This is a genomic window from Thermostichus sp. MS-CIW-36, from assembly GCF_054059035.1.
This window is the reverse complement of record NZ_JBSSBR010000020.1, coordinates 14,393-27,458: the sequence shown is the minus strand read 5'-3', so window position 1 is coordinate 27,458 and position 13,066 is coordinate 14,393. Positions and strand designations below refer to the sequence as shown.

Genomic DNA, 13,066 nt, shown 5'->3' with positions numbered 1-13,066 from the left:
ACTGCAAACATTAGAAGTTAAGAGAAAACAAAGCTTTCCAGAAGGTTCACCCTAGACCAAATCTCCCTGGCCTGCCGGGGATCTTTTGAGGTATCGTTCAATCCAGTTCACGAATTGAGCTTAGGAAACAGACCTTAAACTAAGGTCTCTCGCCGGGCTGCCACGGCTTTGCGAGGAAGGTCTCCATGGCCGGGTTTAGGGTTGCGCAGATGCGATAGCAGGTGTGAACGAGGGAGAGCTACAGGGAAACGTTATGGAGTTTGAGGGCTATGGCTTATCAAATCTCAGGGGATTGTATCGGTTGCAACGCTTGTGTAGATAGCTGTCCTACGAAAGCTATTGTTGTTCAGGATGGGGAATACTGGATTAATCCTCTGTTGTGCAATGACTGCGAAGGTTTCTTCCCAGAACCTCAGTGCGTTAGCCTGTGTCCCGGTTCTGCCCCGCAGCCTTATGAAGCCATGAAGGGGCGCAACCGCACGGTCACGGCCCGCATTCGCAGCAGTCCACCTCTATTTTTGAACGGCCATAGCCAGGCTTTTGCTTCGTCAATTGTGGTCTGGGAAGCTTGCAATTTCCTATCTCAATTTCAATCTCTCAATCTGCAAAAGCAGGGAGATAACCAGGTTTGCTATCAGAAATCTGTTGGCCACAACCAGGGATCTCTGACCCTAACTCTATGTTTGGACGGGATCCCACAAAGTGCTCCGATCGATGTGCGAACTGCCTGTTTGCATCTTATTTTTGCTGCCTATGCCGCCGGGTTGGATAGCCCCTGGAAGGAATCCTTTGTTTTCACCGACTCACAATTGGAGTCCTATTTGGGCTGGGATAAACGTAAAGATCTGAGCAAGATGACCCGTCTCCACCTGTTCATGACCTGGATAGAGCAGCTCTGTCGGATTCAAGTCTCCATCGATTGGCCGGATCAGGGGCGGGTGAAGGGGTTTTCGGTACCGGCTGGCCCTCTGTGGAGGCTGCTCAAGATGCATCGCCACTTTCAAAAAGATGAGCAGGGCTGCAACCATCTGGTGGGCCTGACTTGGGCGATTCAGCCCGGCGAATGGACACGGTACTTTCTCAATCGACAAGGGTGCCGCCAGGGGCAAGCCTTTTATCAGTACAGCAGCCTGCCCCTATCCCTGCTGCAGGCCGTGATGAGCCATTGGCAACACCATGAAGGAGCCATGCGCCTGCTGCTGTGGCTGTTGTTCAAAGTGAGGATGGGGCGGCAACAGCGTCTGACGGTGCCCACCCTGATGCGAGTGGCCTACGGGGAAGAGCGACTGCAGGAAGCTTATCTCAATCTCCAAGAACGCAAACGGCTGGTGCGCACCTTTGAAAGCGATCTGGAGGTTCTCAACCACTACGGCCTCAAGCCGGAGTTCGATCCCCTCACCTATCCTTCTTCCATTCAACCCCTGTGGGCTCGCCTGGAAGCTGTGCCCGAGGATGCGGACGAGGCATTGAACTTTTGGATTGAAGATGCCAACAACGGTGGCTTGCTGACGGCTGCCGGGCCGCGGGGCAAGTGGGGACTCTTGATGCAGGCTCGCATTCAACGATTTCATCTGCCCTCCGACTGGCATCGTCGAGTAGTTCAAGAAGCCAGATCCCCAACCCGAGAATCGGGATCTCGGCGGCAGCGTAGGGCAAAGTCTGCGCCTGTTGCAACAGACTCGGATCTCCCTGGCCCTCCCGAAAACCCAAAAGACTTCCCCTCAAGCAAAGCTTTGCGTGGAGCGGATATCTCGGCGGCACGCCAGCAAAAGGGAATCAGCCAGCGGGAATTGGCCCAGAGGCTGGGGCGCAGCCAGAGCTGGGTGCGGGATGTAGAGAATGGGCGGCTTCAGATCAGCCTAAACGATCGCCAGCGCCTTATCAAAGCCCTGTATTTGGATCCCAGGCAACAGCAAGTCTAGGACAGTCACTCAATTTGCTAATCCACCACTAATCCACGGCGATGACCACATCTGAGGCTTTAATGGCAGCATACGCTTCTTTTCCAACTGCTATACCCAACCGTTCGGCAGAGTGCTTAGAAATAATGGCTGTTATTTCTATGCCTGGTGCAACTTCCAGAACAATTTCGGCATTGACCATGCCCACCTGGAAGCTTTTTACAGTTCCTTTAAACAAGTTGCGAGTGCTGATTTGCATGATTTCTCCTTTGTTGAACACTTAAAGCAACAGGGGTGTTGACCAAACTGAACAAGAAGGGATCTCGGCAGATGGCCATTCAACATTGGTTTCAATACTATCAGATGCTTATCGTTGCCTCTGGGGAGGAAGGGCTGCCAATAGTCTAGATTATGTATCTTAGGGATACAAACTGCAACCTCTAATGGTCAAAGTACCGAGCGATTGGTGGATTTTCCTGTTCTGAAAGTCGTCACGGGTCAAAGAAGAATGGCTATGAAACGAAGAACTGCAATGTTATTCCTGGGGATCCTGGCCGCTCTGGCTTTGAGGTGGGGGTCGGCTCCCGGCTTGGCGCAATCTCAGCCCATTTTGGTGGGGGCTGCGGTGAGCTTGCAACCGGCTTTAACGGAAATCGACCGGTTGTTCACCGCCCGCTATCCCGACATCAAGGTTGAGTACAACTTCGCCAATTCCGGCTCTCTCCAGCAACAGGTGGAGCAGGGGGCTCCTTTGGACGTGGTATTTTTCGCAGCCGCCTCTTTTATGGACGCCCTTGCCAAGCAAAACCTGCTGGTGGAGGGATCCCGGCGAGATCTTCTCAGCAACCGCATGGCTTTAATTGTGCCTGCCAATGCCAGAACCAAGGTTCAGGATTTTGCCGACTTGGTGGCGGAAGAGATCCGGGTTCTGTCCATTGGGGATCTGCAGGCCATGCCCGCCGGACGCTATGCCCAGGAAATTCTCACCGAGGCGGGGGTGTTTGAGACGCTGCGGCCCAAGATGGTGTTTGCCAGCACGGTGCGGGAAATTTTGACGGCGGTGGAGCAGGGCAATGCCGACGCCGGGATCCTGTTTACCTCGGATGCTCAGCTTTCAAATCGGGTGCGAGTAGTGGCTACGGCGGATCCCATTACGCCAATTATCTACCCGGTGGCATTGGTGCGCGATACTCCCGCCGGACGGTCTTACTTGGAGTTTTTGACCTCAGGGGAAGCGGCAGAGGTGTTTGTGAAGTACGGCTTTATCCGCCTGTGAGGGATCCCTCTGCAATGGCGCGGATGAGTTACTCCAAATGAGCGACTACGACCTATCCCCGCTTTGGATCTCCCTACGGATTGCCGGCTTGGCCACGGGCATCACCTTTGGGGTGGGGACGCTGGCGGCTTACGGGATGTTGCACTACCGAGGTCGCTGGCGCTCTCTCATCGAGGCCCTCTTGTTGGCGCCGCTGGTGTTGCCGCCCACCATGGTGGGGTTCCTATTGTTGCTGCTGTTTGGCCGGCGAACCCTTCTGGGACAACTTTTGGCCTCGCTGAACTTGTCGGTCATCTTCACCTGGTATGCCGGGGTGATCACGGCAGCGGTGGTGGCCCTGCCCCTGATGTACCGCACGGCCCTGGGAGCTTTCCAGCAGATTGACCCGACGCTGGTGGCGGCAGCCCGCACGCTGGGGGCAAGCAGGGCCAAGATTTTTACGCAGGTGCTGATCCCTTTGGCCTTACCAGGGATCCTGGCGGGGATTACCCTCAGTTTTGCCCGCGCTCTGGGGGAGTTCGGCGCCACCTTGATGCTGGCAGGCAATATCCCAGGCCGCACGCAAACCCTATCCATGGCCATCTTCTTTGCCGTTCAGGCGGGGGATATGCGGGGGGCGGCCATCAGCTCGGCCCTGGTCTTGGGGTTGTCCTTGGGGGTGATGACGGCAGTTAACCTTTGGTTTCAGCGACAGCCTCTGCAGCAGCTTCCCCCTCGCCCCCTGCGGGTTCTGGCCAGAAGGGATCTGGATTTCTCAACTCCGGCCCCCCGCCTCTGGGTGGACATTGACAAGAAGCTGCCCCAATTTGAGCTGCAGGCGCAACTGAGCTGCGATGGGCGACCCCTGGGCTTGCTGGGGGCCTCTGGATCCGGCAAAAGCCTACTTTTGCGCTGCATTGCCGGGATCGAAACCCCGGATGGTGGGCGCATTTTGCTCAACGAGCGGGCGTTGTTTGACGCCGAACAGGGGATCCGGCTGCCCCCCGCTCAGCGACGGGTAGGGGTGATCTTCCAGAACTACGCTCTGTTTCCCCATCTCACCGTCGCCCAGAACATCGCTTTTGGGATCCCTGCGGGCTTGAGCGAAGCGGAAAAACAAGAGCGGATCCAGGCCCAGCTGCGGTTGGTCAAGCTGAAGGGCTGGGAAAACCGCTATCCCACGGAGCTCTCCGGAGGACAGCAGCAGCGGGTGGCCCTGGCGCGAGCCTTGGCTTCTGAGCCGGAGATCTTGCTGCTGGATGAGCCTTTTTCTGCTTTGGATGCCCACCTGCGCAGCCAACTGGAGCAGGAGATGGGGGAAATCCTAGCGGGCTACAAGGGAGTCACGCTTTTGGTAACCCACAACATTGAGGAAGCCTTCCGCCTCTGCGGGGATCTGGCTGTAATGGAGCAGGGGCGAATCATTGCCCAGGGGGACAAGCGTCAGCTATTTGAGGCTCCCCCCTGCCTTAGTGTGGCGCAACTGACGGGTTGCAAAAACATCTCGCGGGCCAAGCTCCTGGGCCCTCAACGGGTGCTGGCCTTGGATTGGGGCTGTGAGCTGCAGGTACAGGGATCCCCAGCGGGAGAATACATCGCCATCCGCGCCCACCACCTCACCTTCCGGACCGACGGGAAGCTGCCCAACACGTTTCCCGCTTGGCTGGTGAAGTGGAGCGAGACCCCCCACCGGCTGACCCTCTTCTTTAAGCTGGGCAGCCCTCCTGCCCACAGCCAGGACTACCACCTGCAAGCCGAGGTGTGGCGGGAGCGCTGGCGAGAGGTGGAAGGTTGGGGATCCCCCTGGTGGCTACAGTTGGATCCCCGGCATCTGAGGGTGTTTTGAGTCTGGAGCCCAGGAGTCAGGTGGGCTCGCCCAAGCGGTAGCCCCGCGGGGTAATCAGCCGCTCCCCATGGCGAAAGGTCTGGGAGTTGCCGATAAAGACCAGGGTAAGCATGTCCACCTCCTCTGGATCCAGCTCCCCCAGGGTGGTAAGGCGGAGAGTTTCGCCAGGGCGGTAGAGGTTGCGGGCCAAAGCCACAGGGGTATGGGCGGGCCGGGCCTGCAAAAAGATCTGTAGAGCCTTGAGGAAGGGATCCACCCGCTGCCGGGAGCGGGGGTTGTAGAGGGCCACCACAAAGTCCGCCTGGGCAGCCGCCTGCAGGCGTTTTTCGATCACCGGCCAAGGGGTAAGCAGATCCGAGAGGGAAATGGCGCAGAAGTCGTGCATGAGCGGAGCCCCCAGCCGGGCAGCAGCCGCCTGGAAGGCAGAGATCCCCGGCAGCACCTCCAGAGAAGGGCGGATCCCATCCCAGCCAGAGCGGACCAAGCACTCCAACACTAGCCCCGCCATGCCGTAAATGCCCGCATCCCCCGAAGAAATCACCGCCACCTTCAGCCCCTGCTGCGCCCAAGCGATGGCCTGTTTGGCCCGCTGCAGCTCTTGGGTAATGGGAGAGGCCTCCCGGATTTGGCCGGGGTGCAAAAGGGGATCCACCAGATCCAGATAAAGCTGGTAGCCAACAACCACATCGGCCTGAGTTAAAGCCATACGGGCAGCCAAAGTCAATTGACCCAGATCCCCAGGGCCGGTGCCGATGAGCCAGAGGTGGCCGCTGCGAGGGGAATATTCCCGGGCAGCGCGGGCAATGGCCAGGGTACAGGCCCCTTCGGTTTTCGAGGTGAAGACCTGCTTGGGGCAGAGGAGGGTTGCTCCCCCAAAGGGCTCTACCTTCTCCGCAACACAGGATGGCCTCTCAGGAACCTTGTCACCTCTTCCCCAAGTCTGACAAGTCTGAGCTGCCAAGAGGGCAGCCGCCTCCGCTACCGAGGGGGTGCCCACCGCCTGCCGAACGGCCTCCGAAGGGTGGGGAACCGGGATCCCAGCCAAAGCCTCTGCCGGGAAAAACTCAATGGGCCAGCCATAGGCTTGGGCCAGCTCCAGAAGACCTGGCTCGTTTTGCTTCAGCTCCAAGGTGGCCAAGCCGGCAATGGCCTCGAACGCCAGCCCATGGGCCTGCAGCAGGCGGCGCAGGGATCCCTCTAGCCAAGCGCGGGTGGTGCCCCGCTCGCAGCCCACCCCCACCCACAGCACCCGCGGATGCCAGTGCACTGTCGGGATCCCCGTGGGAGGGGAGAGGTATTCCCCAATCCAGATCTGGGCAACGGGATGGGGAGGAGAGGAGGCCACTAGGGGATGATCTGCCGGCCAAGCTTGTCGCCAAAGCCGCGTGCCGCAGGTCTGGTGAACGGCCACCGGCTCTCCCCGCGTCAAGGCGGCTGCCACCCCGTTCCAATCTCCAGCGCCCCGCCGCCAGCCGTAGGGATCCCCCAGCAAATCCAAAGGCGGGATCCCCAGCCCCTCGGAAGCAGAGGTGAGAACCGGCTGGGCTCCCAAGGTAGCGGCCACCTGCCGCGCCAGGGCATCGGCCCCCCCCACATGTCCCCCGCACAGGCTAATGGCCCAGCGACCGGCTTCGTCCACCACCACCACCGCTGGATCCCGCTGCTTGTCCTGCAGGAGAGGGGCAATGAGCCGCACCACCGACCCTGCGGCCAAGATGAAGAGACAGCCCTGCACCTGGGGCCAGGTTTGGGCAACGGCTTCTGCTAGGGAGCCTGGCGCTGTGGGATCCTTGGGATCCCCGTAGGCTTGCCAGGGGGAGGGCAGCCCCTGCGGTTCAGCTTTGCTCCAGCAGATGACCTCCTTGCCTAGGAGGGGGATCAGGGAGTCGGCCAACCGGCGGGCGCGCGGGCTGGGGGCAAACAGAGCAAGCTTCATCGAGCGTGGGCCAAGGCCAGGATTCTCCCCGGATCCTATACTGGACATAGAGCCACCCGCGAAGGGACAAGTGCCGATGGTCATCCCACCTGGACTGATGCTGCCCCTAATCCCCCTGGAGGTTTTGCTCTCCACGAAGGGGCTGATGTTTTTGCTGCTATCGGCCTATGGGGGGGCCATGTGGACATTCTTAAGCGGCGCTCCCCGCGTCCACACCATCATCGTGCCGGACTTGGAGCAGGCCAGAGGGTTTTACGAGAAGGTGTTGAAACTGCCGGAAGCGGAGCTGCCCCTGCAGTACTACTACGGCTACGAGCAAAGCATGGTCGGCTACAGCCTAGGATCCGCTTACTTTCCAGGGGATATTGGCCTCAGTCCCCGCTTCGATGCCAAAGCCCGTCCCACCTCTGGGCCCACCCAATTGGATACCCCCGGACTTTGGTACCAACTCTCCGACAATGTTCAATTGCACGTGATCCCTGGCTCTACAGATCCCTATGCGGGGTCCGGTTCCTACGGCAACGCCTCTAGGCCTAGCTCCTCATCTGCTTCTGCTTACGGGACTGTACCGGCAGCGGGCCGCAGCAGCGGCGTTCGCTATCGCCATGTCAGCTATGAGCGGGAGTCCCTTAAGGCCCTTCTGAAGCGAATCAACAAACAAGGGATCCGCAACAGCATTCGCTCCGAGAAGCCCTTCGTCTTTTGGGTGCGGGATCACCAGGGTCAGATTATCGAATTTGCCGAACTGAAAGGCTGACGGGATCCTCTAAGATTGGTAAAGGAAAGCCAAAAGTCGGCGGCGGGGGGATGCCAACGATGAAACGGGTGCTGCTGCTGGTGCTGTGTTTGCTGTGGCTCGGGGTGTGGGGCGGCCAGCCGGCCGTGGCTCTGTCGCGGGCCAAAGACAATCCGGTGGTGAGCGTGCAATCCCCAGCCAAGGACTTCATCACCACCGAGTCGGGATTGCAATACTACGACATCACTCAAGGCAGTGGGCCTTCGCCTCAGCCGGGTCAAACGGTGGTGGTCAACTACGTGGGCAAGTTACAGGATGGCACCATCTTCGATAGCTCCTACAAGCGCAATCAGCCTTTTGTCTTCACCTACGGAGTAGGGCAGGTGATCCGTGGCTGGGAGGAAGGGCTGGCCACCATGCGGGTGGGGGGCAAGCGCTACTTGCGCATTCCGCCGGAGTTGGCCTATGGCAGCCGCGGGGCAGGCGGGGTGATCCCCCCCAACGCCACCTTGGATTTTGAAGTGGAACTCCTAAGCATTCAGTAGGCTGGAACGGTGCTTGAGGGATCCCCTGTGCCAGCCGTGCAGCCCGTCCCAGCAGAGAGATCTAAGGGATTTGATCCGGCCTCAGAGAAGTCTCAACTGCGGCAGCACTTTCGCCAGCTACGGCAGAGGTTGGACAGATCCCTTATCAGCCAGAAGATCGTGGCTCATTTGGCCTCTTGCCCCCAACTTTTGGCCGCCAAAACCATCCTGGCCTATGTGGCCTTCGGCTCCGAGGTGGACTTGGGATCCCTGTTTGCCCTTTTTCCAGAGAAGCAGTGGGGGATCCCCCGTTGTCTGCCGCGGCGGCAAATGCAGTGGCACCGCTACCAGCCGGCTGAGCTTGTCCCCAACTGCTGGGGCTTGCTGGAGCCTTCTCCCGGCAGCACAGTTATCGACCCTGGCAAGGCGGATTTGATCCTGGTGCCCGCCCTGGCCTGCGATCGGTGGGGAAGGCGTTTGGGCTATGGCGGCGGCTATTACGACCGCTTTTTGGCCGCTTTGCCGGATCCCAGTGTGCCCAAGTGGGGCATTGTCCCCCAAGCCTGCCTACTGGAGCAGCCTCTACCTCAGGATCCTTGGGATCAGCGCCTGGATGGGATCCAAACCGAGGAGAGGTTCTACGAGACGGGGATCCCCTAGACTAAAGAGGGTGGGCCTTGGAGGAAAAACGATGAGCCAAGTTTGGAAGCCGGCGCAGTGGCTAACCCAAAAGCTGCGTCTTGTCTGCATGAGCTTTGGCTGTGTGGCATTGGCGGTGCTCTTGATGGGCTTTGGGGCGATCCCCCTGCAACTGAAGGATCTCCACGTCACCCCCTGTCCCGATACCCCCGAATACACCAACCTGGTGACCAGCAACGGCAACCCCATACCGGCCAGGTGCCTGTTCGTCGAAGGCACAGTGGTCAACCGCTCCAAAAATACCCTGCTGAACGCGGATGTCTTCGGTCGGCTTTACGATGCCAACGGCAACGAGGTTCTGCCGGAGCGTACCCGCCTGGGGGCCATTGCAGAAGTTCCTCCCGGCGAGAGCCCTTTTTCAATTCGCATCTCGGTGCCCATAACCAGCCCCCTGCCCCTCACCCTGGAGCAATTCAAAGCCAGCGGCTTCAGCGGCACCGTGCGTCGTTAACGTCTAAAGCTGGCGGGTGAACTCCACCTGGGTGGGGCGCTCAGGCAGATGGAGTTGGGCAACCACAGGTGGCGTTTGGGCGATCAGCCGTCCCCGCCGGAAGACATACAAACAAGCCGGTTTCAAGCGGATGGCTTCGACGGCATCAGCAGCCTGGAGCACCACCAAATCGGCATAGCAGCCGGGTTTCAGGCCGTAGCCTTCCAACCCCAGAATGCGGGCCGGGTTTTCCGTAACCGCCAAAAAACACTGGCGCATCTGCTCATAGCCGGTCAGTTGGGCGGCGTGGATCCCCATGTGGGCCACCTCCAGCATGTTGCCGCTGCCCAAAGGGTACCAGGGATCCATCACACAGTCATGGCCAAAGGCTACCGTCAAGCCTGCAGCCATCAGCTCAGGCACTCGGGTTAGCCCCCGCCGCTTGGGGTAGGTATCGTGGCGACCTTGGATGACCATATTGACCAGCGGGTTGGCGATCACCCCCAGCTCTGCCTCGGCCATCAGGGGGATCAGTTTGCTGACGTAGTAGTTGTCCATCGAGTGCATGGAAGTTAGATGGGATCCGGCTACCCGCCCCTGCAAGCCCAGCCGCAGCGTTTCGTAGGCCAAGGTTTCCACATGGCGCGAAAGCGGATCGTCGGTCTCGTCGCAGTGCAGATCCACCCGCAGACCCCGCGCTGCTGCAATTTCACATAGGGCCCGCACCGAAGCCGTCCCTTCGGCCATCGTCCGCTCGAAGTGGGGGATCCCGCCCACCACCTCTACCCCCAAATCCAGAGCCTTCTCCAGGAGCTGCACCGCCCCTGGCGAGCGATAGTAGCCATCCTGGGGAAAAGCCACCAGTTGCAAATCCAAGTAGGGAGCCACTTTTTGCTTGACTTCCAGCAGCGCCCGCACCGCCAACAGGTTGGGATCGCACACATCCACATGGGTGCGGATGGCCAGGATCCCACGAGCCACCGCCCAGTCGCAATAGGTCAAGGCCCGCTCCATCACCGCCTCGGGGGTCAACAGCGGCTTCAACTCCCCCCAGAGGGCGATCCCTTCCAACAGCGTCCCCGATTGGTTGATGCGCGGGATCCCATAGGTGAGGGTGGCATCCATGTGAAAGTGGGCATCCACAAAGGGGGGCGACACCAAGCGGTTGCTGACATCAATTTCTTGGGGGGCAGTGGCTTGTAAGTTGCTTTCCAGAGCCACAATGCGATCCCCCTGGATACCGATATCGATTCCCTTGCGGCCATCCGGCAAATTGGCCCGGCGCAAAATGAGATCCATATGTTGTGGCTATTTGTTTGAACTTAGGATGGAAAGAAGCAACTACAGTTGACTGAATGATAGGCCAAATCAGATAAAGATGTCTTAAATTACCTCAAAGCCCGAATTTAGGAAACCAGTTGATTGGGTTATTGCTCACTTTATAAAAGAGGGCTGTAGTCCCCAACAGCATCCGGTTGTGCAAGATATCAACCAAGTAGTCAGAGGGATAATCTATCGAGAGCTGATTTGAGAGGACTTGGCCCTTACATCCATTCCAACCGTCAGCGAAACTTCGTTGTCCATTACAAACAAGCTCCTTCTCAAAAAATTGTATTTCAGGACACATATTTTCAGGGATCCCCCCTTTACGATAAACCGGTCAGTAACCCGATCTCGAACTAACCTCAACAGAAGCGACTATGGCACGTTTAGAACTCTCCCGGCGGGACTTCTGCCTGCGTTCTGGGGCTTTTGTGGCTGGCCTGATGGGGAGCCGCTGGTTGGTTCGCGATGCCGCGGTGGCTCAAGGAACCAAGCTGAAAGTGGCTGGGGTTTATACGGTTCCCATTGAGCAGCAGTGGGTGAGCCGGATCCATAAAGCCTTGATGACCGCCCAGGAGCGGGGGGATATTGACTATACCTGGTCGGAGTCAGTTTCCAACACCGACTACCCACGGGTGCTGCGTCAGTATGCCGAGAGCGGCGTCCAACTGCTGGTGGGTGAGGTCTTTGGGGTGGAGCGGGAAGCGCGGGAGGTGGCCAAAGACTATCCTAAGGTCAGCTTTTTGATGGGATCCAGCCTCAAGCCGGATCCTGCCCTGAGCAATTTTGCCGTGTTTGACAACTACATCCACGAGCCTTCCTAAGCGGTGGCGACCCAGAACTTCTTGATATTCTCTGTGTCTCTTGTGATACACCTCAGCCACTGCCTCACCAGAGGGAGAACCACGTTATCAATCCAAAGCACCGCTGGAAAAAAGTTGGCCACCTGCCTTGGGAGGATATCAACAGTTGGCTAGACAACCCTGAGAATCTCTGGGGCACTGGCGAGAGCAGCTATGCTGGGTGGAACAACCGGTTAAGTGTCGGGCGAGAAAGCGGAGTTTCTCTTTACCTTGTACCGGTCGAGCATTTGCGTCTGTTGGTTGGTTACAAGGCACCAGGATACCCGAATTCTAAGCGTAGAGTACGCGGCGAGTTTGTATACAAGGGAGTAAAATACTGCATGGATGTTACCGATCCTGTGATTGAACGGGATTTCCTAATGGGCGAAGACGGTCAATATGACATCCCCGATCCGGTGCTGTGTGTTAGCCTTAGCGATCCCTACTTGGGCTATTACTACAAGCTGATAGCGGCTGTTCTCTACTCAGGTCGACTCATATGAAATCAGAGATCTACACGATTGGTCACTCAAACCACGAGATTGATTTTTTCATAGACTTACTGCGCCAGTACAACATCACCGGTATTGGCGACGTTCGCTCACGTCCATATAGCCGTTACGTCCCTCAATATTCACAAGAAAAGTTGAAAAGTGCTTTAGCGGCAGCAGGTATTGCTTACGTCTTTCTGGGCAAAGAATTGGGAGGACGTAGCGAAAATCCGAGCTGCTATGATCAGGGTAGGATTCAGTATGAACGACTGGCAAATGAGCCAGCCTTCCTCGAAGGGATCGACCGTCTGATCCAAGGTTCTAGTCGGTATCGGATCGCACTGATGTGTGCTGAGAAAGACCCTATTGAATGTCATAGATCGTTGCTGGTGGCGCGTAAACTTTTTCAAAGTGGGATTCCGGTCAACCACATCTTGGCCAATGGCTCTTTGGAGACTCATGAGGCTCTAGAATCTCGTCTTCTTGCCCTTTGCAAACTTCCAGAGGGGGACTTGTTTAGAAGTCGGGAAGAGTTTATAGCCGAAGCCTATCTCATTCAAGGCAGGCGTGTCGCCTATCGAGATGAGAAAATGTCAAAAAGTGATGAGCGGAGCGCGAGGCCATGAAGATATTTACGATAGGGTTTACGAAGAAAAGTGCAGAGCAATTTTTTAATCGCTTAAAACAGCCTGGTCTGGTTCGAGTTGTTGATACTCGACTTAATAACACCTCGCAACTGGCGGGATTCACGAAAAAGAGGGATCTAGAGTTTTTTCTTCACGAGATCTGCAAGCTTGGATATGTTCATTTGCCGGAACTTGCACCAACTCAAGAGATTCTCGATGCTTACAAAGCCAGTGGTGAATGGTCTAACTACGAGAGACAGTTTTTGTCGCTGATGGCCGAGCGTCGCATTGAAGATCAAGTGGATAAAAGTATTCTCGATGGAGGATGTCTGCTTTGTAGTGAAGCTACACCTGAGCACTGTCATCGTAGGCTGGTTGCTGAATATTTGCGCAGAAAATGGGGTGATGTTGAAATCGTGCATCTATAAAAACCAAGAGCTGGCACTACGGCTTTTTC

At 57.5% G+C, this 13,066-nt stretch carries 13 protein-coding genes and 1 pseudogene; 11 read left to right on the top strand and 3 right to left on the bottom strand.

Features of this window, described 5'->3' with window-relative positions:
• Positions 1-269: 269 nt before the first annotated feature.
• Entirely contained in the window at positions 270-1,922 is a 1,653-nt protein-coding gene (locus tag ACVWVQ_RS09620; protein ID WP_414407054.1) for a helix-turn-helix domain-containing protein, read from the top strand.
• 28 nt (positions 1,923-1,950) lie between these two features.
• Here ACVWVQ_RS09620 and ACVWVQ_RS09615 read toward each other — a convergent pair whose 3' ends face one another.
• Positions 1,951-2,160 carry a TOBE domain-containing protein gene (locus ACVWVQ_RS09615; protein ID WP_414373910.1) on the bottom strand — a complete coding sequence of 70 codons (210 nt, stop codon included), beginning with the start codon at positions 2,158-2,160 and terminating at the stop codon, positions 1,951-1,953.
• A gap of 255 nt (positions 2,161-2,415) precedes the next feature.
• Between ACVWVQ_RS09615 and modA the strand changes: the two genes are divergently transcribed.
• Both modA and modB read left to right on the top strand, forming a co-directional pair.
• A complete protein-coding gene (modA, locus tag ACVWVQ_RS09610; RefSeq protein WP_041436131.1) occupies positions 2,416-3,177 on the top strand; it encodes a molybdate ABC transporter substrate-binding protein in 762 nt (253 codons plus the stop codon).
• A 37-nt stretch (positions 3,178-3,214) separates the two neighbouring features.
• Entirely contained in the window at positions 3,215-5,002 is a 1,788-nt protein-coding gene (gene modB, locus ACVWVQ_RS09605; RefSeq protein WP_457508190.1) for a molybdate ABC transporter permease subunit, read from the top strand.
• Between the two features lie 16 nt (positions 5,003-5,018).
• Here modB and cobJ read toward each other — a convergent pair whose 3' ends face one another.
• On the bottom strand, positions 5,019-6,938 hold the full coding sequence (gene cobJ / locus ACVWVQ_RS09600) for a precorrin-3B C(17)-methyltransferase (protein WP_457508188.1): 1,920 nt from the start codon (positions 6,936-6,938) through the stop codon (positions 5,019-5,021).
• Positions 6,939-7,035: 97 nt separating this feature from the next.
• Between cobJ and ACVWVQ_RS09595 the strand changes: the two genes are divergently transcribed.
• From ACVWVQ_RS09595 to ACVWVQ_RS09580, 4 genes are read left to right on the top strand one after another with little or no spacing between them, the layout of a single operon-like run.
• Complete coding sequence (locus ACVWVQ_RS09595) at positions 7,036-7,695, top strand: VOC family protein (protein WP_238376855.1); 660 nt, start codon at positions 7,036-7,038, stop codon at positions 7,693-7,695.
• 59 nt (positions 7,696-7,754) lie between these two features.
• Positions 7,755-8,219 carry an FKBP-type peptidyl-prolyl cis-trans isomerase gene (locus tag ACVWVQ_RS09590; protein ID WP_457508186.1) on the top strand — a complete coding sequence of 155 codons (465 nt, stop codon included), beginning with the start codon at positions 7,755-7,757 and terminating at the stop codon, positions 8,217-8,219.
• 27 nt (positions 8,220-8,246) lie between these two features.
• Positions 8,247-8,858: a 5-formyltetrahydrofolate cyclo-ligase gene (locus ACVWVQ_RS09585; RefSeq protein ID WP_457508184.1), complete on the top strand. Its 612-nt coding sequence runs from the start codon at positions 8,247-8,249 to the stop codon at positions 8,856-8,858.
• Positions 8,859-8,889: 31 nt separating this feature from the next.
• Positions 8,890-9,348, top strand: coding sequence for an FxLYD domain-containing protein (locus ACVWVQ_RS09580; RefSeq protein WP_414332474.1), 459 nt, complete (start codon positions 8,890-8,892; stop codon positions 9,346-9,348).
• A 3-nt stretch (positions 9,349-9,351) separates the two neighbouring features.
• Here the strand turns inward: ACVWVQ_RS09580 and ACVWVQ_RS09575 are convergent, their stop codons facing one another.
• Positions 9,352-10,626 (bottom strand): amidohydrolase family protein, encoded by a 1,275-nt coding sequence (locus ACVWVQ_RS09575; protein ID WP_457508182.1) that lies wholly within the window; start codon positions 10,624-10,626, stop codon positions 9,352-9,354.
• A 401-nt stretch (positions 10,627-11,027) separates the two neighbouring features.
• On the opposite strand from ACVWVQ_RS09575, the pseudogene ACVWVQ_RS09570 reads away from it, so the two are divergent.
• The 4 genes and pseudogenes from ACVWVQ_RS09570 to ACVWVQ_RS09555 all read left to right on the top strand — a co-directional run.
• A pseudogene (locus ACVWVQ_RS09570) lies at positions 11,028-11,471 on the top strand (BMP family ABC transporter substrate-binding protein); the annotation flags it as partial.
• 29 nt (positions 11,472-11,500) lie between these two features.
• Entirely contained in the window at positions 11,501-11,995 is a 495-nt protein-coding gene (locus tag ACVWVQ_RS09565; protein WP_414342098.1) for a dual OB domain-containing protein, read from the top strand.
• Positions 11,992-12,609, top strand: a complete 618-nt coding sequence (locus ACVWVQ_RS09560; RefSeq protein ID WP_011432050.1) for a DUF488 domain-containing protein — start codon at positions 11,992-11,994, stop codon at positions 12,607-12,609. The genes ACVWVQ_RS09565 and ACVWVQ_RS09560 overlap by 4 nt, the downstream gene beginning before the upstream one ends.
• Positions 12,606-13,037: a DUF488 domain-containing protein gene (locus ACVWVQ_RS09555; RefSeq protein ID WP_414400650.1), complete on the top strand. Its 432-nt coding sequence runs from the start codon at positions 12,606-12,608 to the stop codon at positions 13,035-13,037. The genes ACVWVQ_RS09560 and ACVWVQ_RS09555 overlap by 4 nt, the downstream gene beginning before the upstream one ends.
• Positions 13,038-13,066: the final 29 nt, after the last annotated feature.

Coding starts and splice junctions, on each gene's coding strand:
- ACVWVQ_RS09620 (WP_414407054.1), top strand. CDS start 270: ATGGCTTATCAAATCTCAGGGGATTGTATCGGTTGCAACGCTTGTGTA.
- ACVWVQ_RS09615 (WP_414373910.1), bottom strand. CDS start 2,160: ATGCAAATCAGCACTCGCAACTTGTTTAAAGGAACTGTAAAAAGCTTC.
- modA (WP_041436131.1), top strand. CDS start 2,416: ATGAAACGAAGAACTGCAATGTTATTCCTGGGGATCCTGGCCGCTCTG.
- modB (WP_457508190.1), top strand. CDS start 3,215: ATGAGCGACTACGACCTATCCCCGCTTTGGATCTCCCTACGGATTGCC.
- cobJ (WP_457508188.1), bottom strand. CDS start 6,938: ATGAAGCTTGCTCTGTTTGCCCCCAGCCCGCGCGCCCGCCGGTTGGCC.
- ACVWVQ_RS09595 (WP_238376855.1), top strand. CDS start 7,036: ATGCTGCCCCTAATCCCCCTGGAGGTTTTGCTCTCCACGAAGGGGCTG.
- ACVWVQ_RS09590 (WP_457508186.1), top strand. CDS start 7,755: ATGAAACGGGTGCTGCTGCTGGTGCTGTGTTTGCTGTGGCTCGGGGTG.
- ACVWVQ_RS09580 (WP_414332474.1), top strand. CDS start 8,890: ATGAGCCAAGTTTGGAAGCCGGCGCAGTGGCTAACCCAAAAGCTGCGT.
- ACVWVQ_RS09575 (WP_457508182.1), bottom strand. CDS start 10,626: ATGGATCTCATTTTGCGCCGGGCCAATTTGCCGGATGGCCGCAAGGGA.
- ACVWVQ_RS09560 (WP_011432050.1), top strand. CDS start 11,992: ATGAAATCAGAGATCTACACGATTGGTCACTCAAACCACGAGATTGAT.
- ACVWVQ_RS09555 (WP_414400650.1), top strand. CDS start 12,606: ATGAAGATATTTACGATAGGGTTTACGAAGAAAAGTGCAGAGCAATTT.